This is a genomic window from Agriterribacter sp., from assembly GCF_035497235.1.
Taxonomy (GTDB): domain Bacteria; phylum Bacteroidota; class Bacteroidia; order Chitinophagales; family Chitinophagaceae; genus Agriterribacter.
This window is the reverse complement of the sequence record NZ_DATJEB010000039.1, coordinates 107656-130304: the sequence shown is the minus strand read 5'-3', so window position 1 is coordinate 130304 and position 22649 is coordinate 107656. Positions and strand designations below refer to the sequence as shown.

Below are 22649 nucleotides of genomic sequence, written 5' to 3'. Positions count from 1 at the left end.
ACACACAATACCCCCGGTTGTGAATGCCCTGTCGTTATCAAATGCCGCTATGCTATTATTTGATCAGTCTTAATGTAAAAGGATAGCGGTATAATTTCCCGTCATTGGCTTTAATAGTGGCTACAATTACAAGAATCAAAGCAATGATACCCACGATCCACAATAAAAAAATGCCAATAATGGTTATAAACAATACAATACAGACCAGGGTAACCGTTATCTGGAAATTCAGGGATTCCTTTGCATGCGCAGCAACAAATTTAGACTCATCCTTTTTTATGAGGTAAATGATCAGTGGCGCAAACAACCAAACCACTATAGTGAGTACATGCGAAAGAATGGCCAATGTTTTTTCATCGCTTGTAGGCTGTACAAGCGGTTGTTCATCTGTTCCAAGGAAAGAATTTTGTTGTTCCATGATATTATATTTGTATGGAAATATAATTCAATTCACAGAAATCTCATAATCTATTCCGGGTCGGCTTATCCCGTATTTTACATCACGTTAACCTGTTCTCTTGTATACTTATGCATTTTAAACAGGAAATGATACAACTGCTCCATCCCGCCTATATCTTCATGAACGAGCAGGAAGTTTCTTCCCGTTTGTTTTAACTTTGCTTTATGCGTAAGGGTTTGAACAAACTGCAGCATCTTATTGAAGGTGTTTGATTCAAAATAAGGCGAGTCGGGATTATTAATAAAGTAGCATCTCAGGGTTTCTCCTTTCAGCACCATTTTTTCAAATCCAAGTTCTACCGCCAGTCTCCGGCAACGCACAGTAGTAAAAAGATCTTCCACCTGCGGGGGTATGGGGCCAAAACGATCTGCCATTTCAGTATGGAAATATTGCAGCGCCTCTTCATCATCGCAATTGTCTAACCGGGTGTATAACGACAATCTTTCATTGATGCTCTCCACGTAAGCGTCAGGTATCAGTATTTCAAGGTCGGTATCAATGGTACAATCCTGCACAAAATCTTCCTGTTTCTGAATTTCTTCTTTAAACACATCCCGGAATGATGTACGTTTTAATTCCCTGATAGCTTCATCCAGGATTTTCTGGTACATTTCAAAACCAATCTCGGCCATAAAACCACTCTGCTCGCCACCCAGTAAATTGCCGGCGCCACGAATATCCAGGTCGCGCATGGCAATCTGGAAGCCGCTCCCCAGCTCGCTATGCTGTTCCAGCGTTTGCAGGCGCTTGCGCGAATCGTCCGGCAATGTACTCATGGGCGGGGCAAGCAGGTAGCAAAAAGCTTTTTTATTGCTTCGGCCCACGCGTCCGCGTAACTGGTGCAGATCGCTTAAACCAAACTGGTGCGCATTGTTAACAATAATGGTATTTACATTGGGTATATCCACGCCACTTTCTACAATATTGGTAGATACCAGCACATCATACTTATGCTCAATAAAATCCAGTATCCGTTCTTCCAGTATATGGCCTTCCAATTGCCCGTGTGCTACGCCTATACTCAAATCGGGGCATAAGCCCTGTATAATGTTAGCCATTTCATTCAACCCCAGCACACGGTTATGAATGAAAAATACCTGCCCGCCTCTTTCCGTTTCATAATATATCGCGTCACGGATATTGTCTTCATTAAATACCTGCACTTCTGTTTGTATAGGCTGACGGTTAGGCGGGGGCGTATTAATGATGCTTAAATCCCGTGCACCCATCAGGCTGAACTGCAGCGTTCTTGGGATAGGCGTTGCCGTTAGTGTAAGGCAATCTACATTTGTTTTAAGCGTTTTGATCTTCTCTTTATGCCCTACACCAAATTTTTGTTCCTCATCTATCACCAGCAGGCCCAGGTCTTTGAACTTCACTTCTTTACCCACCAGTGCATGTGTTCCGATAATAATATCAATTTTGCCCTCCTGTAATTTTTTAAGGGTTTCTTTTTTTTCTTTGGATGATTTGAAGCGGTTAATATAATCCACTGTTACCGGAAAATCCTTAAGCCGGTCTTTAAATGTTTTATAATGCTGAAAAGCAAGAATAGTGGTAGGCACCAGCACGGCGGCCTGCTTATTGTCGCAACAGGTTTTAAAAGCGGCGCGAACCGCTATTTCTGTTTTACCAAAGCCTACATCGCCGCAAACCAGGCGGTCCATAGGATGCGGGATTTCCATGTCTTTTTTAACATCGGCAGATGATTTGCTCTGATCGGGTGTGTCTTCATAAATAAAGGAAGCCTCCAGCTCGGTTTGCATATAATTATCAGGGCTGTGTGCAAAGCCCACCTGCGCTTTGCGCTGGGCATATAATTGAATCAGATCGAAGGCAATTTCCTTGACTTTGATTTTTGTTTTTTCTTTCAGCCGCTGCCATACATCGCTGCCTAATTTATTCACCTTGGGTACGCTGCCTTCCTTACCTGTATACTTGGCTATTTTGTGAAGCGAGTTGATATTAACATACAGGATATCCGTATCCTTGTATATAATTCTAACAGCTTCCTGCAGCTTACCGTTCACTTCAATTTTTTGCAGTCCGCTGTAAATACCTACGCCATGATCAATATGCGTAACATAATCGCCCGGCTGCAATTCGCGGAGGGAACGAAGCGTAAGCGCTTTGTTTTTATTATAAGCCTGCTTGATCCTGTATTTGTGGTAGCGCTGAAATATCTGGTGATCGGTATAGCAAACCACCTTAAGGTCATGCGCAATAAACCCACCATGAATGGAAATGGGTACAGGGGTAAACTGTATTTCCGCTTTCAGGTCTGCCAGAATGCTGTGCACTCTTTCTAATTGTCTTGGGTTTTCCGCAAACAGGTAAATGGTATACTTTTTTGCTTCCCAGTTTTTCAGGTCTTTGATTAAAAAATCGAACTGGCGGTTAAAGGAAGGCTGTTCTTTAGTATCAAAGGCTATTTCTATACCGCCAAAATGAGGAGTATGACCAAATTCAACAATATGCCGCAACTGTAATTGTGCTTCAATGGCGGCTACAGGTACAAAGTCATCATTGCTTACCGCTTTCTTTTCTAAATTATCATCATCATCGTACTGTGGCTTTTTTACTGTTTCCTGTACCCTGAAAAATATTTCAAGATCTTCTTCCTGCACCTGCAGCTTTTCTTTTACTACATCCCAGTCCTGCACCCATATTACCGTATTTTCAGGAAGAAATTCCAGCAAAGAAACTTTTTCTCCCGAATCAAACTGTGTCTCCACATTGGGGATAATGGTTACCTGCAATAACTTTCTTTCGCTTAACTGTGTTTCAGGATCAAATATGCGTATAGAATCCACGTCATTGCCAAACAATTCAACGCGATAGGGCTTTTCGTTACCAAAAGAATAAATATCTAATATACCGCCGCGCAGCGCGAACTGCCCCGGTTCATATACGAAATCGGTTCTTTTAAAACCATAATCTACAAACTGGGCCAGTAATTCATTTACATTAATACTGTCGCCGGCTTTAATACGAATGATATTGCCTGAAAGTGTTTTGGGTAATACCACTTTTTCAAACAGCGCTTCGGGGTGTGTAATAATGGCACCTACCCTGTTGCCCGTTGCGGTAGAAAATCGGGTAAGCATTTCCGTACGCAGCATTACATGCGAGGCGTTGAGCTGTTTGTAGTTCTTCCTGTTTTTAAAAGAAGAAGGGAAATAAAAGACGTTGAGCGCCGAGGTAAGATTTTCTAAGGTATTGTGAAAATAAGCGGCTTCCTCCGCGTCATTTAATATAACAAGATGGTTTAACTGGGAAGCCAGGTCGTGGCGAAAAACAGATCCGAAAACAAATTGGGAAGCGCTGCCATACAGGTTTTTAAGAAAAATGCGCTGGGGTTTAGACAATACGATTCTGTCCGCAATCTGAAAAATGCGGGTATCTTCTAAATACGCTTCCAGCAACACATTCAAATTCATCTTATATCAAATCCGCCCTTACAGTTAATATTACTGCGCGGGCATTGGTAAGGAGCAGCAAAGATAAGGCGTATATTTAAGTTGCCTGGTTGCTAATTTTAAAACAATATTTAGTTAAAAGGTTTTCGTCCAGCCATCCTGGCAAAATAATCGCAGTTACTATCCGTTACATCCAAAATTAGGCCTTTGAAACGGAGCGTACTGAATAATACTATTTTTATTATTGTTATTTCCCTGTTTGGGCAGCAGGCTGCTGCCCAAATGATCACAGGGGTATGGCGTGGAAAAATCAACCGGCAAAAAGTGGAATTGAAGATCATACAAAAAGGAGACAGCCTTAGGGGTACTTCTTATTATTATCAATCGCCCAACAATTACCGCCGTTACAGTATAAAAGGTTTTTTTGATGAACCGAACAATCTTGCTATATGGTGGGACGATGAACTGTTAGAGGAAAAAAGTGGAAGAGCGGGCATTGGTTCGCCGGGCAAAGAAGCGTTGCGCTCGCAGGCTGATTTTAATTGTCCTGGCGAAGGTATTATGAAATTAGAAGGTGAAGCCAACCTGAAAGAAGACGAAAACAGGCCAAAAGGAGAAGTACACTTAGATAAAACCAATCAGCCTTCTTTTTACGATGAATGGGATTTTGTAATTGAGAACTTTACTGCCGGTGCTAATGATCCGTATATCATAGATAGTGTTGGGTTGATTGCAAGGCATCCCGTTCCTGTAAAAACAGAAAAGCCGGTGGTATTTAAACCGCCGGTTGTAAAGGAAAAAGCAAATCCACCACCTGTAGTTGCCGTGCAACCAAAGGCGCCGCCCGTAAGTATAGCAGCGCCACTTACCATTGAACAGAAGTTTGCGCAACGGCAAAAAATACCTGTATTAGAAATACCCATAGTTGGCGATTCCATTGAACTGAATTTTTATGACAATGCCGAAATAGACGGAGATTCGATTACGCTCTTTTTAAACAACAGGCTCATTTTTCAACATATTTATCTTACCGATAAACCGTTTACTGTAAAGTTGCCTGTGAGTGAATTGCTACAAAGCAATGAACTGGTAATGGTGGCCGAAAACCTCGGATCCATTCCGCCCAATACCTCTTTTATGGTTGCCTATATAGGTGAGAAACGCTATGAGGCCCGGCTCGAAAGCAATGAAGGCAGCAGCGCGATGATACGGTTTGTAAAAGAAAGTGAGTGGTGAGTAGTCAGTTGTGAATAGTGAGTTGCAGGGATACACCCTGAAACCTGTAACCTACCTACACCACCACGTTAATCATCCTGTTCTTTACGTAAATAATCTTTTTGGGTGATTTACCCTCCAGCCATTTTTGTACTACGGCATTTGCAAGTATCATTTCTTCCACCTGCTGCTGGGTGGCATCCAACGCAATAGTGATATCGGTACGGGTTTTGCCATTAATAGCTACCGGGTACGATTTAGATGATTCTATTATATACTTTTCTTCAAACACCGGATAAGGAGCATCCAGCACATTGCCACTATTGCCCAACCGTTGCCACAGCTCCTCTGCAATATGCGGCGCATAAGGTGTTAACAGCACCAGTATATTTTCCAGTATCTCTTTTTTATGGCATTGCAAATCGGACAGCTCATTCACCGCGATCATAAAGGCGCTCACTGCCGTATTGAAAGAAAAACGTTCGGTATCCTCTTCAACCTTTTTAATGGTACGGTGTAATACTTTCAATTCGTCAGCAGTGGGTTGTTCCGCTGTCCAAACCTTTCCTTTCTGCTCATCATAGAACAAGCGCCATAGTTTTTTCAAAAAACGGTGTACACCTTCAATACCCTTGGTATCCCAGGGTTTGCTTTGCTCTACCGGGCCCAGGAACATTTCATACATGCGGAAAGTGTCGGCGCCGTATTTTTCTACTAAAACATCCGGATTTACGACATTGTACTTTGACTTAGACATTTTTTCAATTTCCGCATCACACAAAAAAGAAGCTTCAGATTTCTTCAAATCATGTGAATACACAGAACCATCTTCTAATACAAATTCGGCATTAGCATATTCACCACCTTTAAATGTTTTAAAAGCTTCAATATTTAGTGCTGCACCATCAACATCGTTGACATCCGCGTGCAAACGTGAGCAATAACTATTATCAAAATAAAAGGAGTCATAGTTTTCCTTTGAGTTCCGCAGAAGTTGCATAATCCTTTCTCCGATACTATCAAATATAGGATCGATTACTGTTTCGTCTTGGGGTTCAAATACTAAATTTGATGAAACGAAAATGGGCTTCTGAGTTAACTCTATAATCTCAGACGACCCATGCAAAAAAGGATCTGATCTTTGTATTTTGTTCAATCTATACACAAGCCTGCTGCTCCCCTGTATCATCCCCTGGTTCAGCAATTTTTTAAACGGTTCATTAAAACCGATATAGCCCAGGTCATATAAAACTTTTGTCCACATGCGGCTGTACAGCAAATGCCCAACGGCATGCTCAGTGCCGCCGATGTACAGATCAACCTGGTTCCAGTAGTCGGATACTTTTCTATCGCAGAACGCAGTATCATTATGCGGATCCATATAGCGTAAAAAGTACCAACTGCTGCCGGCGTAACCGGGCATGGTGTTGGTTTCCAGGTGTTGCACTGTCCACGTTTCAATATTGGCCAAAGGGCCTTCGCCTTCCGGCCCGGGCTTATACGATTCCACATGCGGCAGTTCTAACGGCAGCTCACTTTCATCCAACGGATAGGCGATACCCTGCCCAACTGCGTCATTCAGTCCGGCATTTTTCCATACAATGGGAAAGGGTTCGCCCCAGTAACGCTGGCGGCTGAACGCAGCATCGCGCATTTTATAGTTCACTTTTCTTACCCCTTCTTCATTGTCTTCTAACCATTGTATCACTACTTCCCCTGCATCTTTCATTACCATACCATCCAAAAAGCCGCTGTTTTGTAATACCGCTTCTTTGGTAGAATTGGCTTCTTCTCCATTATAATAATCACCTATAATATTGGTAACGGGTATATTAAAATGCTTTGCAAATTTATGGTCGCGTTCATCCCCGCAGGGCACGGCCATAATAGCGCCGGTACCATAGCCGGCTAATACATATTCACTGATCCATACCGGAATGTGTTTTCCGCTTACGGGATTGGCAGCATAGGCGCCTGTAAAACAACCGGTGATCTTTTTTTCGGCCATGCGTTCCCGCTCGCTGCGGCTTTTTACATAGGCCACATATTCCTCCACCGCGGCTTTCTGCTCCGCTGTAGTTATTTGTTCCACCAGTTCATGCTCCGGCGCCAGCACCATAAAATCCACCCCAAATATGGTGTCGGGGCGGGTAGTGTAGACCTTCACCTCCGCCTCTCTTTTTGCCTCATCCCCTAACCCCTTCTCCTTACTGACAAGGGGAAACCCGGCATGATCACTGCTATTTTTCTTTTGAACTTGTATTTCTTCTTGTATTTTTCCAATTACACTGTGGATATCGTTCAACACTTCATCATTACTAAATCTTATGAGATTTAAACCAAATTCATTTAAATAACCTGTTCTTGCTTCATCATATATTTTTTGTTGCTCCACATTATGGTATTCACCATCTACTTCAATAATTAATTTTACTTCCAGCAAAGCAAAGTCAACGATATATCCCTGAACAGCATGTTGCCTCCGGACTTTTACACCCAATTTATTGTTGCGTATATGCTGCCATAATGCATCTTCGGCTGCTGTCGGATTTTGCCGGTTCAGCCGTCCGTATTCTTTCAAAATATGCCAGTTTGTATCTGCCGTTTTGAAAAACCTGCCTGTACGGGGGGAATCCGCATCGGCCCTCTCCGGGAGGAGAGGGGATGGGGGTGAGGCGAGAGGAAATTTAATCTCCGCTCCGCTACTTTTACCAATCCAGTTGGTCTGCATTTCTTTCATAGCGTCACTCCATTCCAATGTATCAAGGTCGCCCTGCAGGCGATCGGCATATTCCGTTATGCGCAGATACCATTGCCGCAACTTTTTCTTTACCACCGGGTATCCGCCGCGCTCACTTACCCCGTTTATTACTTCATCATTGGCTAATACAGTTCCCAGGGCCTCGCACCAGTTCACTTCACCATAGCCGCAGTACGCCAAACGGTACTCCATCAGGATGGCCTGCTGTGTTGCCTCATCAAATCCCTTCCAGGCGGAAGCAGAAAAAATTTGGGATTTGAAATTTGGGATTTGAAATTTAGGATTAGGGATTTCATAATTCACGTTGCCTTCTGCTTCAAAAATGGTAGTTAACTTATCAATGCTTTCGGCTTTTTTTGTATCCCTGTTATACCAGCTTTTAAATAACTGCAAAAAAATCCATTGGGTCCATTTGTAGTAAGAAGGGTCACTGGTACGGATCTCGCGGCTCCAGTCGTAGCAAAATCCAATATTATCTAACTGCTTCCTGAACGTATTAATATTATTTTCGGTAGATACAGCGGGATGAATGCCATGATCAATAGCATATTGTTCCGCAGGCAGTCCAAACGCATCGTATCCCATAGGATGCAACACATTAAACCCTTTCAGCCGTTTGTAGCGCGCAAAAATATCACTGGCAATATAGCCCAGAGGATGACCTACATGTAAACCCGCGCCACTTGGGTACGGGAACATATCCAAAACATAATATTTAGGTTTGGAAGCATTATTGCTCACCTTATATACTTCTTCCTTTTTCCATTGCTGCTGCCAGCGTTGCTCTATGGCTTTGAAATTGTATTCCATAATGTTAAAAATCCCTTATCGTACAAAGTAAATGGCCGTTGTAAAAAATATTCAATTCAATCGGCCGTTAAGTGGGGGGCAAATTTACGGAATGCAGCTATAAAACTGTTATTTTTGCCCGGCTCTGGTCGGGCCTTCACTACGTTTGTAGTAATAAAATGGAAATTTGCATGATGTTTAAAAAATGAGAAGTAAAAAAATGCTGCTCTCTTTTTCAGCAAAATGCTATCATTACAGAACTTATTTAATCCTGTTTCAATGATTGAAATCAGTAAAACTTCCATGAGAAGGAGTAAACCTTCTTATTTCTTTAGTATTCTTGGCGTAGCTTCCCTGCTGATCCTCGTTGGTATTTTAGGCTGGTTTGTTATAAATGGTAGCAAGCTGGAACGGTATTTCCGCGGAAGCGTTCAGGTGCAGGTATACCTACGTGAAAATGCCCCCCAGGCAGATATTGACAGTTTGATTTCTTATATCAGGTCAAAACCCTATGCTTTGGCCACGGAACATATTACTAAAGAAATAGCCAGGGAGAAATTTATAAAGGATGGTAATGAAGACTGGAATAAAGTGCTTGACTACAATCCCCTGCCCGCGAGTATTGACTTTAATCTGAAGTCGGAGTACGTAAACAAAGACACCCTTACCAATATAACGGCAGATCTTTCACAAAATATTATTGTCAGCGATATCAGGTACCCCGATGAAGTGGTGAGCAACCTTAATAATGTAGTGCGCAAAGTGGGCTGGGTTTTGCTGGGGGCGGTAACCTTATTGGGTATATTAGTACTGATACTTATTGATAATACGATTAAACTGGCTATGTTCAGTAACCGGTTTTTGATTAAAACTATGCAAATGGTAGGCGCTACCCGCTGGTTTATTTCCAAGCCTTTTGATTTAAAAGCTGTGGTAAACGGTTTTGTAAGCGCCCTCATAGCAATAGCGGTGGTACTTATTTTTATTTTTAGCGTTGAAAAGTGGCTGCCCGAAATTAAGGCGCTGCGCGATTACACCCTTTTAGCTTTTCTTTTTTTGGGACTCATTATCATTGGAATCGTTATTACCTTCATTAGCACCCACCGGAGCGTAACCAAATACCTGAAGATGAAGCTGGATGATCTGTATTAAAGATTTTCCTTTTCTTATCTTCGCGCAATGGAAGCGTTGTTACAAAAAATTGAGGCGTACCGCCAGGAAATAACTGCCTATACAGCCACTGGAGCAGAAGCTGCCGAACAGTTTCGCATTACTTATCTGGGTACCAAAGGTTTGATAAAAAACCTGATGGGTGAAATGAAGCAGGTGCCTGCAGACCGGAAAAAGGAGTTTGGCCAAATATTAAACGAGTTCAAGCAATTTACAGAAGAGCGGTATAATGCGCTGAAAGAAGCCGGGACAAACAGCCAGGGATCATCTGTTGCAGCTATTGACCTGAGCTTGCCGGGCGATGTTATTCCCGTTGGCAGCCGCCATCCTATTAGTATGATGCGCAACCGCATTGTTTCCATTTTTCAGCGGTTGGGTTTTTCGGTTGCCGAAGGCCCCGAAATAGAAGACGACTGGCATAACTTTACCGCGCTCAATTTGCCCGAATATCATCCTGCCCGCGATATGCAGGATACGTTTTATATTTCAACCGATCCAGCCTGGCTGTTACGCACCCACACAAGCAATATCCAGATCAGGGAAATGGAAAAAGGCATTCTGCCTTTGCGTATTATATGCCCGGGAAGAGTGTACCGTAATGAAACCATCAGTGCCCGCAGCCATTGCTTTTTTCACCAGGTGGAAGGGTTGTATATTGATGAAAACGTTTCTTTCGCTGATCTTAAGCAAACCCTTTACTTTTTTGTAAAAGAAATGTATGGCAATGATATAAAAGTCAGGTTCCGTCCAAGCTATTTTCCTTTTACCGAGCCCAGTGCCGAAATGGATATTAGTTGCCAGTTATGTAAAGGCAAGGGCTGCAATGTGTGCAAATACACCGGCTGGCTTGAAATATTGGGCTGCGGCATGGTGCATCCGAAGGTGCTGGAAAACTGCCATATTGATCCGGATAAATATACGGGCTTCGCTTTTGGTATGGGCGTTGAGCGTCCCGCTCTTTTAAAATACGGCATTAATGATATCCGCCTGTTTAGTGAAAACGATGTCAGGTTTTTAAGGCAGTTTACAGGGCTGGTGTAGGGATTGAAGCATGTGGAGATGTGAAAATTTGAAAATGAGGGAAATGGTTACAGGTTGCAAGGGAACAAATACAAAGTATCAAAAATCAAATCTGTCCGCCGTACCTGATAGCATACAAATTTTAAATCTGAGGTCAGAAATCTGCTGAGAGGAGAAGAGAAGGCGAAAGGAGTAAAATAAAAGAAGGAGATTTAGCCTATCATTAGTAGTTATTCAACTGACTGCTGATAGCCGACTGCCTTAATGCTAATATGAAAATATGGGGATGTTGGAATCTCAAATCATAAATCTCAAATCATAAATTCAAATGGTTTTTGTTACGGGTGGCACAGGGTTATTAGGCAGTTATCTTTTACGCGAACTGGTTGCCCGTGGAAAAAAAGTAATTGCGCTTTACAGGAAGGAAATTCCGCAAACCAGTTATTCCAACCAGGTACAATGGATAAAAGGCAATATTCATGATGTAGTATTGCTGGAAGAAATCATGCAGCAGGTGCAGCAGGTTTATCATTGCGCCGCTACGGTATCTTTCAACCCTAAAAAAAAGTACGAACTGCTTAAGGTAAATGCGGAGGGCACCGCCAATATAGTGAATGCGGCCCTCAAAACAGGCGTGCAAAAATTAGTGCATGTAAGTTCTGTTTCGGCGCTGGGCCGCAAGCGCGATAACATGCAGGTAACAGAAGCCACCAGGTGGGAAGAAGACAGTAATAACTCCGACTACGGCCGCAGCAAATATTTCGCAGAGCTGGAAGTATGGCGGGGTATAAGCGAAGGACTAAATGCCGTTATTGTAAACCCCACGCTTATTTTGGGCGTAGGAAACTGGGAAACGGGCTCTTCCGGCATTTTTAAAAAAGCCTGGAATCAATTTCCCTGGTATACCGAAGGCATTAGCGGAATGGTAGATGCCGCTGATGTTGCCACCGCCATGGTATGGCTCATGGAAAGCAATATCGCTAACGAAAGGTTTATCATCAGCGCCGAAAATTGGTCATTCAAAAAATTGTTTACTGCAATGGCAATGGCTTTTGGCAAAAAGCCTCCTTATAAAAAAGTATCTCCTTATATGGCAGGTTTATTGTGGCGGATAGAAAAGATAAGAGGATGGTTTACCGGAGGCGAACCGTTGCTTACCAAAACAGCCACAGACACCGCACAACGGAAAGTATATTTTGACAGTAGCAAACTCCTGGAAGTATTACCGCATTTTGCATACCGGCCGCTGCAGCAAACTATTCAGGAATATTGCGATGAATACAGGTCCATGCAATAATTTCGCGACGTTAATGTTATGTATATATTTTGCAGAAAAGCTGAAATGGCAGGGCATTTGTCATTTGATAACCTGTAAAGGGGGTAGGATGCAACAGGTTCTCTTTCGTTATAAATTACATTGCGCTTCATAACTATTAGCTAATGATAAGAATAGTAAAATTATTACCGGTATTATTGTTACCCTTTTTTGTAATGGCACAGGGTAACTTTCGCGTAGCCGGAAAAGTAATAGATTCCCTCACCCAACAACCCTTGCAGGGCGCTTCGGTGTTTTGCCAAAACACTACGATAGGTACAGTTACCAATGCCGATGGGGAGTTCCGGCTTAATTTAAGCAATGGCGGGTATGACCTGGTGATTTCGTTCATGGGACTTGAAACACAATCCATCCGCATCAGTAATACCATGCCCGAAGTAGCCCATCTTACCATAGCACTACACCAAAAGGAAAAAAGCCTTGAAGAGGTAGCTATTGTTGCTACCAACGAAGTTGCGAACGGCTGGGAAAAATACGGGCAGTTTCTTACAGACAATTTTATAGGCAAAACCGTTAATAGTAAAGAATGTGAAATTGTAAACCCCGAAATACTGCGTTTTTTTTACAGCAGGAAGAGAAAGCGGCTGAAAGTTACAGGCGATTCCGTTCTGATCATTAATAACAAAGCGCTGGGCTATGTTATTAAATACCAACTGGATTCTTTTGTGCATGAATATGATAATGGCAAAACGCTGTATGCCGGCTATCCCTTTTACGAGCAAATGGAAGGTAGTGAGGAGGAAATGCTGGTATGGAAAGAAAAGAGAAAAACAGCGTATAACGGATCTGTACTGCAATTTTTGCGGGCATACCACGACAGTACATTAAATGGCGATGGATTCAGGATTGAGCTTATTGGCGATGGCAACAGTAAGTCTTCGCCTATATATAACCCTTATGATACGCTCTATTACGATACCCTTCAGTTTAAAAGAGTGGAACTTTTCTTTCCGGGCAAGCTCAGGGTGGTATATGCAAAAGAAAAGCCGGGCCCTGCTTACCTTGCTGCAAATAAACTGCCCATGAACACACCGGTGCAAATATCCATACTGGATATTGCCAATGGAATTATTGTTGAAGAAAACGGTTATTATTTTGATCAGAAAGATGTGCTTACACTGGGCTACTGGGCCTGGGAAAAAATGGCCGATTCCCTGCCCTATGATTATCACCCGGATACCGATACTGGCGGGAAGATAGATGCAGATATGAACATAGAACCCGAAAAAGCAAAAGAAGAAAAGGTTGAAGAAAATGAAAATATTCCCACAGCCAATAACTAATGCCGGGTGAGAAGTGGTGAAAGGAAAAACGTGAGATGTGAAAAGTGAATCGTTGTCGTTTCACTATTGCCTACTGCCCATTCACCACATAGCTAACAACATTATTCATTGTTATTCATTACCTTCTTCCATATTTCAGGTATGCGTTTTATCCAAACCAGCTCACGTTTTTTTATCCCCGCATCATCTGCGGGAGAACCAAAATAGGTTTTTCCCTTTTCTAATAAGCCACCAACACCACTTTGTGCCAGTACGGTTACATTATCTTCTATAGTTAATGTTTTGCTTACACCTACCTGCCCCCACAATGTTACGCCATTCCCAATTTCCACGCCACCCGCTATACCCACCTGCGCTGCCAGCAAACAATTTTTACCGATAATGGTATCGTGCCCAATATGCACCATGTTATCTATCCTGGTGCCGCGGCCAATTACGGTATCATTGGTTACGCCACGATCAATGGTGCAGCCTGCTCCAATTTCCACATCATCTTCTATTACCACCCTTCCGCAACTTTCCATTTTCTTATACCATACTTCACGGTTCTTTTTGCTGTTATAGTAAAACGCGTCAGAACCAATGACCGTACCCGGCTGTATAATTACATTATTACCAATGGTGCAATGATCAAGGATCGTAACATTGGGATGGATGATGCAATTATTTCCAATGGTTACTTCGTTTCCAATAACCGCACCCGGCGCTATCGATGTTCCCTGTCCGATTACCGCGGTATCACTAATCGCTTTAACAGCCGGAGTGTAGGGTCTGAAATGACGGACGATGGTAAGATAGGCCTCAAAGGGATTTTCGGTTACCAGTAAAGTTTTCCCGTCAGGGAAGGGCGTTATAGTATTAATGATGATGCAGGTTGCCGCAGAATGAATGCATTGATCGTAGTACTTGGGATGATCTACAAATACAATATCGCCGGGTTCTACCCTGTGAATTTCATTTATACCCGTTACTGAACCGTTAATGTTACCTGCTATGCTGGCGTCAATTAATGAAGCTATCCATTGAACAGAAACGGGAGATGGAAATTTCATGAGCGAAGTTTTGGCAAAAGTAAAGCAGCTTATACAACTTCACTAAACTAATTATGCCAGTCTGTTTAATGGTTTTTCAATTGCGTACGATAATACATAAACTGCCGGTAACGCAGTAGTAGCAATGGTTACAATGAAAGTAAAATCAAATCGCAACAAGCAGTGCTTTTTTAAAGAGGATGGAATTTTTTTTCAGGGGGCGTATTTATAGCCGGGAAAAGAGGAAGACAAAAATTGCAGAACTGAAGATATCCGTTAACGCCTTTTTAAGAAATTACTGATATCCACAAGCCCGTGAATGAAAATGTGTATAAAAATTAATCGAAAATTTTTCTTGTTAGAAAAAATTATTTTTAATATTGTGTTGGGAAATTTAATTCCCGATACTTACTAACCCATCCATATAATCAAGTCTCCTGCAAAACGGGAGGCTTTTTTATTTGCTATGCATTACAAATACTACATTATTTATAAACCTTACCTGGTGTTATCGCAGTTTAGTGCTGCCGATGGCAAAGCATGCCTGAAAGATTTTTTTACGGTTGAAAAAGATGTGTACCCGGTGGGAAGATTAGATTATGATAGTGAAGGCCTGCTTATTTTAACCAATGATGCTTCACTGAATCATCGTTTACTGCATCCAAAGTTCGTACACGAAAGGGAATACCTGGCCCAGTGCGAAGGACTAATAACCACGGAAGCATTACAGCAGTTAACAGCAGGCGTACCGCTCAATATCAATGGCGTTCGTTATCATACCCAACCCTGCCGGCCGGTACTATTGAAAGAAGCGCCCAACGTTCCGGATCGTAACCCTCCTATACGCTTCCGTAAAAATATTCCTGCCTCATGGATAAAGCTGATCCTTACAGAAGGGAAGAACAGGCAGGTGCGTAAAATGATGGCTTACACAGGCTTCCCGGTACTCCGGTTAATTCGCATCCGTATTGAAGATATTATAGCGGAAGGTATGCAGCCGGGAGATATCAAATCCTTATCGCAACCTACAATCTATCGTCAACTCTTCGGAAAATAAATTACCTTGCCAACTAAACATATTGGAGTATGCTAAAGTCAATGACGGGGTTTGGGCGTGCAGAACAAGCCATTGGAAAAAAAACATTTTTAGTGGAGATCAAATCCCTGAATGGGAAGCAATTTGAAATTTCCCTGAAGATGCCATCTTTACTCCGGCCCTACGAGTTTGATATCAGGAACATGCTTTCGGAAAATTTGCTCAGGGGCAGCATTGATTGCATGATTACACTTAAACAAAATGGCGCGGCCAGACCCGTTGTGATCAATACCGAACTGGCCAAGGCTTATTACCAGTCGTTAGCGGAACTGGCCGAAAATCTGAACCTCGATACCGGCTCCATTTTAAGTTCATTGCTTAAACTACCTGAAGTGGTAGTACCCTCCACTGAAGTATTGGATGAGGATGACTGGAAGGGGTTTCAGCAGGTAATGCTCAGTGCAATAAAAAATATTAATGCCCACAGGATAAATGAAGGTGCTGTTCTTGAAAAAGATCTCACACAGCGCATTGATAATATCCGGGAGCAGCAAAAAAAAGTGATTGAACTGGAACCCTTACGACAGCAAAAGATACGGGAAGGATTGGAGAAGTTGCTGGAAGATAATGTGGGAAAAGATAATTTTGACAGCAACCGCCTGGAGCAGGAAATGATATACTATATTGAAAAGATTGACATTACCGAAGAACAGGTGCGATTGAAAAACCATTGCGACTATTTTCAATCATTGCTCCGTGAAAATAGCGAGGCCAAAGGAAAGAAGCTTTCCTTTATTTTACAGGAAATAGGAAGGGAAATTAATACCACCGGAGCCAAAGCATACGATGCCACTATTCAAAAATGCGTGGTGCTCATGAAAGATGAGCTGGAAAAGGCCAAGGAGCAGGTGCTAAATGTTTTGTAAGTAAAATTATATGTGCTTGAAAAAGAAATTGGGTTCAGCAGTTCTCTTTGCCGTAATTATTGGAGGTATGATTTTGTGTGGCACTTCATGCAAAACCATTGATGTTTTTGAAAAGAACAGCAGTATTCCCGGACAGGAATGGGACCGCTCTTTTCAGCCGGTTATTGTATTTAATATTACCGACACGGCTGCGCTGTATAATATATATGTAACCCTCCGGCATACCCATGCCTATAATTATAATAATATCTGGCTAAACGTTAACTACCAGCTTCCGGGAGATACGGTAAAACAACAAAGAGTAGATATCCCGCTTGCGGATAACAGCAAAGGATGGCTGGGTACGGGTATGGATGATATTTATGAAGTAAGAAGGCTCATCACCCCGCAGCCTTACCGGTTTAAAAATTCCGGTACATGTGCTTTTACACTTGAACAGATCATGCGCGAGAACCCCCTGAAGCATGTTATGAATGCGGGCATTCGCGTTGAAAAGGTAGAACGGTAATGGCAAGCCTATACAAAAGAAAACGACTCGCGGTTATTACCATTGCATACTGGTTCCTGCTCACCTACATTATTACCGCCCTGGTATTCTGGTTCCTTTCGCTGGTAAGGCAAAGCACGCAGATGTCGGAATATAAGCTCTTGCAGTTAAAAAAGGACGCGCCCGACTACAGTATTAAAGTAGCTGAAATTGAGAAGGAGGAAAACAGGAAAATAGCCCAGTACGTGGGTGAGGGATCTACTTTTATGTTGCTGATACTGGTGGGGGCGGTTTTTGTTTACCGGGCTACACGGCGACAGATACAGCTTAACACGCAGCAGCAAAATTTTATGATGGCCATCACCCATGAGCTTAAAACGCCTATTGCCATCACTAAGCTCAACATTGAAACCCTGCTGAAAAGAAAGCTGGGGGAATCGCAGCAGGAAAAGCTTTTACACAATGCCCTGCAGGAGTCAAACCGGCTTAATGATTTGTGCGATAATATTTTGCTTGCCTCCAGGATAGATGCCGGCGATTACCTGCCAGACAAAGAAGTGATCAACCTGAGCGCACTGGTGCAGGAAAGCGCCGCTTATTTTAAAACACGGTTCCCTTACCAGTTAATTGAAGAAACAGTTGAAGCAGGTATATATGTAAAAGGCGATAGCCTGCTGCTTCAGTTAGCGGTGAATAACCTTATTGAAAATGCTATTAAATATTCGGAGAAACAAAAAACAGTAACCGTTGCGCTGCAAAAAAGCGGTGCGGCGGTGCAATTGCAGGTAAAAGACCAGGGAAAAGGGATAGCCGGAAAGGAAAAGAAAAAAATATTCGGGAAATTTTACCGGGCCGGCAATGAAAACACCCGGAATACAAAAGGAACAGGACTTGGATTGTATCTTACCAAAAAGATCATTACAGATCATAACGGCAGTATAACCGTACAGGATAATATTCCTTCCGGATGTATTTTTGTAATATCATTACACATAACAGACGATGCATCATGAGTAAAGCCACTGAACATGGATATATTTTGCTGGTAGAAGATGAAGAAAACCTGCAGGAAGCGTTAAAACTCAATCTTGAACTGGAAGGATATGAAGTTACCTGTGCAGGTGATGGTGTTCAGGCGCTGAAAAGGATAAGCGAAGAATATTTCGACCTGATCATTATGGATGTAATGCTGCCTGAAATAGATGGCATTGCGGTTACCGAAAATGTGCGCTTAAATAATAATGATACGCCCATATTAATGGTAAGCGCCAAAAGCAGCAGCGCGGAGAAGGTGCTGGGCTTAAAAAAGGGGGCGGATGATTATATTACCAAGCCCTTTAACCTGGAAGAACTTTTATTGCGTGTAAAAAAGCTCATCAATAAAAACAAGCGGTTACAGGATAAGGAAACAATAGGGGATCACTATCAGTTTGGCAAAAATACCATAGACTTTAAAGCGCAATCGGCTACCAACTTCAAGAATAAGGTTATTGAGCTGAGCCGTAAAGAGGCCATGCTGCTGAAGTTATTGCTGGAAAATAAAAATGATGTGGTACCCAGGGAAAAAATATTACAGGCAGTGTGGGGCTACAATGTATATCCCACCACCCGAACGGTTGATAATTTTATACTGAGTTTTAGAAAATATTTCGAGGAAGACAGCCGTAACCCCCGCTATTTTCATTCTATAAGAGGGGTGGGGTATAAATTTACAAATTAGCATTGTGAGCAGTGAGAAGGCAGAGATGAAAAGAAGTGTGCCGTGCCAGGGTTTTCATGTAAAGCTATTGAGCAATAATAATCCTGAAACTGAAACGCAATATTTTTCTCAAACAACACAACCGCATTGCGCTGGGAAAATAGTAGTTTCATCGTGGAATTACTAAAAAATCATTTCCCCTTATTTTTAAGTTTCTCCAACGCCGGTATTAAATCATGAACATCGTTAACATAGGTTACTACTTTACCTTTTTTATCTAACAGAATATGGGTAGGATAGGTATCTACATGCAAAGCGTCTGATATAAAATCTTCTGCATCGGGGATCACTAAATAATCAAACTTTCTCTGCGAAAGAAACGACTTAAGTCTTTCTTTTGAATCAAAAGCAAAGCTTATAAAAACAATATCATCTTTATAAGGTTTATTCTGCTCAACAAGTTTGTTCAACTCCGGAAACTCTTTGATGCAGGCTACACAACTTATATACCAGCATTTTATTACAGCTATTTTTCCTTTAAAAAAAGCATTGCTGTATGCATCTCCATTGATGTCTTTGAAATTAAACGTTGGCATTGGCTTGCCTTCCATTCCCATATAAAATGACGTTTTCCCCGCATAATATTTAATATCCCTGATGATTTCCGGATTGGCATCACCGGGCATTTTGAAAAGCATATAAGTCGGCACAGTATCAATCTTCACAGGCATAAATTCTCCTGTTAATAACAAACGCAAAAATGATCCTTTTTCTATAGGCGTAAAAGAACTATCTATTCCAACAAAGTCCCGGGATAATTTTATATTGTAATACCTATAGTTGTAATATGAACTGAAGTCTTTTGAAATTCTTTTTACCTTTTCATTGAAAGCGGCCTTAGCAGCGTGTTGTTTTTCATTAACAGCATTACGGTTACATTGGGTAAAGATTATAATTAAAAACAGTAAAATATTCTTTTTTAACAGTGAACCCTTTGCAAATGCAGCGCAGGAGGTTCTTTTAAAAAAGATATGCCGGTTACATTTCATTGCCTGGAAATTTAAAGTTAATAAAAATAGTTACTGCCTGTAGCTTTTCCATATACTGTTTTTTGCCGCCCGCCCGGGAGTGTACAATCCGGAATGCTTCTTCCCGGGGAACAATGCTAAAAGGAAATATTGTACATCTTTAATGCTGCAAGCGGTTGCGCGTTGACATACGTTAATAAATAAGGCTGGTGTAAATCGTATCTCCATTAGTTATAGTGTGTTGTATATTTTTGTGAGCGGTGAGATGGCAAAGATGAAATGTAGCCGCCTTTGAAGAATGGATAGGCCGGTAATATGGCTTATATTCAATTGTAACATTTTACAGTGCAACGCGTTATACCATATGGCTGTCTGTTAGGTTTGAATATAGCCGCAGGGTATGGCAAAACATTAACAAAACGCACTACAAAAGCAATCTGCGATTCGGTAATTTTAAATTAAACTAACAGGTATAAGTTTAGTCTTACTGTTACACTACTAAATGTTTACAATATGAAAGCATTTTACGCCATAATAACCGTCTTACTTTTTAGCATGGTACTGCCCGTTTTCGCTACTGCTCAAAATGAGTGGCCCAAAACCATTACCACGCAGGATGGGCAGTTGATAAAAGTATATCAATGGCAGCCCGAATCTTTTTCAAACGGAACACTGCAGGCTAACGCCGCTATCTCGGTTAGTGAAAACGGAAAAAGCGAACCTTCATTTGGGATGATCTGGTTAACGGCTTCAACAAACGCTAATGGACAACAGGTAATCATTCGCTCTGTTGAAGTAAACGCCATCAAGCTCCCCAATGAAACCGATGAAAATAAGCTGGCAGCCCTGCAAAACAGTATTGCCGCCGGCATGTCGAACCGGAACATTTCCATTGCTGCAAACGAAATCAATACAGCTTTGCAAATCACACAGGAACAGCAAAAAATTTCCGGCGATCTTAATAATACACCGCCAAAAATTATATATGCCGACAAGCCTTCCCTGCTTATAGTAATAGACGGGGCGCCTAAGTTGCGGCAAAACAGCAACTGGGGTGTGGAAACGGTAATTAATACGCCCTTTACTATCGTAAAAAGCGGTAATAAATATTACCTGTACGGAGGCAAACACTGGTATATGGCTCCATCTGCTACCGGGCCTTATGCTATTACAACCCGTGTTCCTTCTAATCTCGAAAAAATACAATCAAAAATTGTACAGGCTAACAAAGACAACAATACACAGCAGGAAGAAAATGATTACACCATTTCCAACATCATTGTAAGTACGGAGCCGGCAGAGCTCTTACAGTCGAACGGCGAGCCCAATTTTACGCCGGTGCAGCAAACCAACCTGTTGTATGTAAGAAACTCCGGCAATGATATATTTATGGATGTTGCCAGCCAGCAGTATTACGTATTGCTTTCTGGCCGCTGGTATAAATCAACCGCTTTAAGTGGTAAATGGAATTATGTTGCTTCCGACAAACTGCCTGCCGATTTTGCAAAAATACCGGAAGGGTCGCCTAAAGACAATGTATTAACAAGTGTGGCAGGCACAGTGGCAGCCACTAATGCAGTGATGGATGCGCAGGTTCCGCAAACGGCTAAGGTTGACCGTAACAATGCTAATGCTGATATTCAGTATGACGGTAATCCCCGGTTTGATGATATTGATGGTACTGATATGGCTTATGCCGTTAATACGCCGGATTATGTAATACGCTGGAGAGGCACCTATTATGCAGTGGATAATGGGGTATGGTTCCAGTCTTACAATGCAAACGGTCCCTGGGTAGTAAGCACAGTTCGTCCGTATGAGGTTTCGCTTATCCCCCCGCGTTATCCCGTATATGCCATGAAGTATGTGTATATATATGATGTAACGCCGGATTATATTTATATGGGCTATACCCCCGGCTACCTGAATACCTTTGTTTACGGACCCACTGTTGTATATGGAACAGGATATTATTATCGCCCCTGGTATGGCAATCATTATTACGCCAGGCCCTACACATGGGGTTTTAATATGCACTATAATCCCTGGGCAGGATGGGGCTTTGGATTTAACTATAATACGGGGTGGTTTAATATGCATGCAGGAAACTATAGTCCCTGGGGTTGGGGTGGATGGTGGGGACCGGCAGTATACCGCCCATCATATTGCTGGACGCCCTATTACGGCGGATACAGGCACGGTTATTATGGCAACAGCTATTACAGGAGCAGAAATACTGTTATTGTAAATAATATCAATGTTTATCATAACAATAATATTTATAATAATCGAAGGGATGTGGTTACAAGAGACAATCGCAGACCGGTATCATACAATAGAAGCGCACAATCGGCTCCGGTAAGAAGATTTGATAATGCCCGTCCTTCAGAAAGGAGTGCAGGCCGGAATGCAAATAACAACGCCCGTCCTTCCGAAAGAAGGATCAATAACCAGGGCGCCGTTTCTCCGCGGAACCCATCCGGGCGTGCAACGGATAACCGTACTAACGGAACTGTTAATAATCCAAACACAGCAAGACCTTCCAGGAATTTCCGGCAGGCTCCGGCAACAGGCAATAATGAACGCGTTACACCGCAACGTCCTGCGGCAAGAACAAATAACGCGAATAATAGTAACCCGGTGAACAGGCAACTGGCTGAACGCAGGGAAAATAATAATGGATCGCCTGCAGCAACAGCGCCGGTGATAAGGAGAGAAACCGCTCGCCCCCGGGCGCAACAGCCGGTTATACGTTCAGAAAGAAGAGTACCCAATGCAAATATGGAAAGAGCACAGCCTGTACGCAGAAATGCTGAGCAGGCGCGTCCTTCTGCACCACGAAACGTAGAAAGGTCATTTAATAACGCTCCTCCCACCAGAAGCGAAGGCAGAAGCAGCAACAGATCTTCTGATAACAATGAAGTGCGTGGAAGAAGAGGGTAATTTTATTTGTAATATTGAGCTATAAAGCATAGAAGAGAGAGAATAT

At 42.3% G+C, this 22649-nt stretch carries 16 protein-coding genes; 11 read left to right on the top strand and 5 right to left on the bottom strand.

Annotated elements, in window-relative coordinates:
* Positions 1 to 55: 55 nt before the first annotated feature.
* Entirely contained in the window at positions 56 to 418 is a 363-nt protein-coding gene (locus tag VL121_RS14095) for a DUF4870 domain-containing protein (protein ID WP_325406381.1), read from the bottom strand.
* Positions 419 to 495: 77 nt separating this feature from the next.
* A complete protein-coding gene (gene mfd / locus VL121_RS14090; protein WP_325406379.1) occupies positions 496 to 3900 on the bottom strand; it encodes a transcription-repair coupling factor in 3405 nt (1134 codons plus the stop codon).
* Positions 3901 to 4086: 186 nt separating this feature from the next.
* On the opposite strand from mfd, the gene VL121_RS14085 reads away from it, so the two are divergent.
* Positions 4087 to 5115, top strand: coding sequence for a hypothetical protein (locus VL121_RS14085; protein ID WP_325406377.1), 1029 nt, complete (start codon positions 4087 to 4089; stop codon positions 5113 to 5115).
* Between the two features lie 55 nt (positions 5116 to 5170).
* Here the strand turns inward: VL121_RS14085 and VL121_RS14080 are convergent, their stop codons facing one another.
* Positions 5171 to 8665 carry a leucine--tRNA ligase gene (locus tag VL121_RS14080; RefSeq protein ID WP_325406375.1) on the bottom strand — a complete coding sequence of 1165 codons (3495 nt, stop codon included), beginning with the start codon at positions 8663 to 8665 and terminating at the stop codon, positions 5171 to 5173.
* Positions 8666 to 8947: 282 nt separating this feature from the next.
* On the opposite strand from VL121_RS14080, the gene VL121_RS14075 reads away from it, so the two are divergent.
* From VL121_RS14075 to VL121_RS14060, 4 genes are all read left to right on the top strand, one after another.
* The gene (locus VL121_RS14075; RefSeq protein WP_325406373.1) at positions 8948 to 9796 is read left to right on the top strand and encodes a cell division protein FtsX; all 849 of its coding nucleotides are present in this window, start codon (positions 8948 to 8950) and stop codon (positions 9794 to 9796) included.
* A gap of 27 nt (positions 9797 to 9823) precedes the next feature.
* Positions 9824 to 10855 (top strand): phenylalanine--tRNA ligase subunit alpha, encoded by a 1032-nt coding sequence (locus VL121_RS14070; RefSeq protein ID WP_325406371.1) that lies wholly within the window; start codon positions 9824 to 9826, stop codon positions 10853 to 10855.
* Positions 10856 to 11162: 307 nt separating this feature from the next.
* Positions 11163 to 12131, top strand: coding sequence for an NAD-dependent epimerase/dehydratase family protein (locus tag VL121_RS14065; RefSeq protein ID WP_325406369.1), 969 nt, complete (start codon positions 11163 to 11165; stop codon positions 12129 to 12131).
* 143 nt (positions 12132 to 12274) lie between these two features.
* The gene (locus VL121_RS14060; protein WP_325406367.1) at positions 12275 to 13453 is read left to right on the top strand and encodes a carboxypeptidase-like regulatory domain-containing protein; all 1179 of its coding nucleotides are present in this window, start codon (positions 12275 to 12277) and stop codon (positions 13451 to 13453) included.
* 101 nt (positions 13454 to 13554) lie between these two features.
* On the opposite strand, the gene VL121_RS14055 is transcribed toward VL121_RS14060, so the two are convergent.
* Positions 13555 to 14505, bottom strand: coding sequence for a UDP-3-O-(3-hydroxymyristoyl)glucosamine N-acyltransferase (locus tag VL121_RS14055; RefSeq protein WP_325406365.1), 951 nt, complete (start codon positions 14503 to 14505; stop codon positions 13555 to 13557).
* A 445-nt stretch (positions 14506 to 14950) separates the two neighbouring features.
* Here VL121_RS14055 and VL121_RS14050 point away from each other — a divergent pair, with 445 nt between their 5' ends.
* The 5 genes from VL121_RS14050 to VL121_RS14030 are packed head-to-tail and all read left to right on the top strand — an operon-like array spanning position 14951 to position 18653.
* The gene (locus tag VL121_RS14050) at positions 14951 to 15541 is read left to right on the top strand and encodes a pseudouridine synthase (RefSeq protein WP_325406363.1); all 591 of its coding nucleotides are present in this window, start codon (positions 14951 to 14953) and stop codon (positions 15539 to 15541) included.
* Positions 15542 to 15570: 29 nt separating this feature from the next.
* A complete protein-coding gene (locus VL121_RS14045; RefSeq protein ID WP_325406361.1) occupies positions 15571 to 16446 on the top strand; it encodes a YicC/YloC family endoribonuclease in 876 nt (291 codons plus the stop codon).
* Between the two features lie 16 nt (positions 16447 to 16462).
* On the top strand, positions 16463 to 16954 hold the full coding sequence (locus tag VL121_RS14040; protein ID WP_325406359.1) for a gliding motility lipoprotein GldH: 492 nt from the start codon (positions 16463 to 16465) through the stop codon (positions 16952 to 16954).
* Positions 16954 to 17946: a sensor histidine kinase gene (locus tag VL121_RS14035; protein WP_325406357.1), complete on the top strand. Its 993-nt coding sequence runs from the start codon at positions 16954 to 16956 to the stop codon at positions 17944 to 17946. Before VL121_RS14040 ends, VL121_RS14035 begins: the two co-directional genes overlap by 1 nt.
* Positions 17943 to 18653, top strand: coding sequence for a response regulator transcription factor (locus VL121_RS14030; protein WP_325406355.1), 711 nt, complete (start codon positions 17943 to 17945; stop codon positions 18651 to 18653). Before VL121_RS14035 ends, VL121_RS14030 begins: the two co-directional genes overlap by 4 nt.
* 170 nt (positions 18654 to 18823) lie before the next feature.
* On the opposite strand, the gene VL121_RS14025 is transcribed toward VL121_RS14030, so the two are convergent.
* Positions 18824 to 19681 (bottom strand): TlpA family protein disulfide reductase, encoded by an 858-nt coding sequence (locus VL121_RS14025; protein WP_325406353.1) that lies wholly within the window; start codon positions 19679 to 19681, stop codon positions 18824 to 18826.
* 492 nt (positions 19682 to 20173) lie between these two features.
* Here VL121_RS14025 and VL121_RS14020 point away from each other — a divergent pair, with 492 nt between their 5' ends.
* Entirely contained in the window at positions 20174 to 22603 is a 2430-nt protein-coding gene (locus VL121_RS14020) for a hypothetical protein (protein ID WP_325406351.1), read from the top strand.
* Positions 22604 to 22649: the final 46 nt, after the last annotated feature.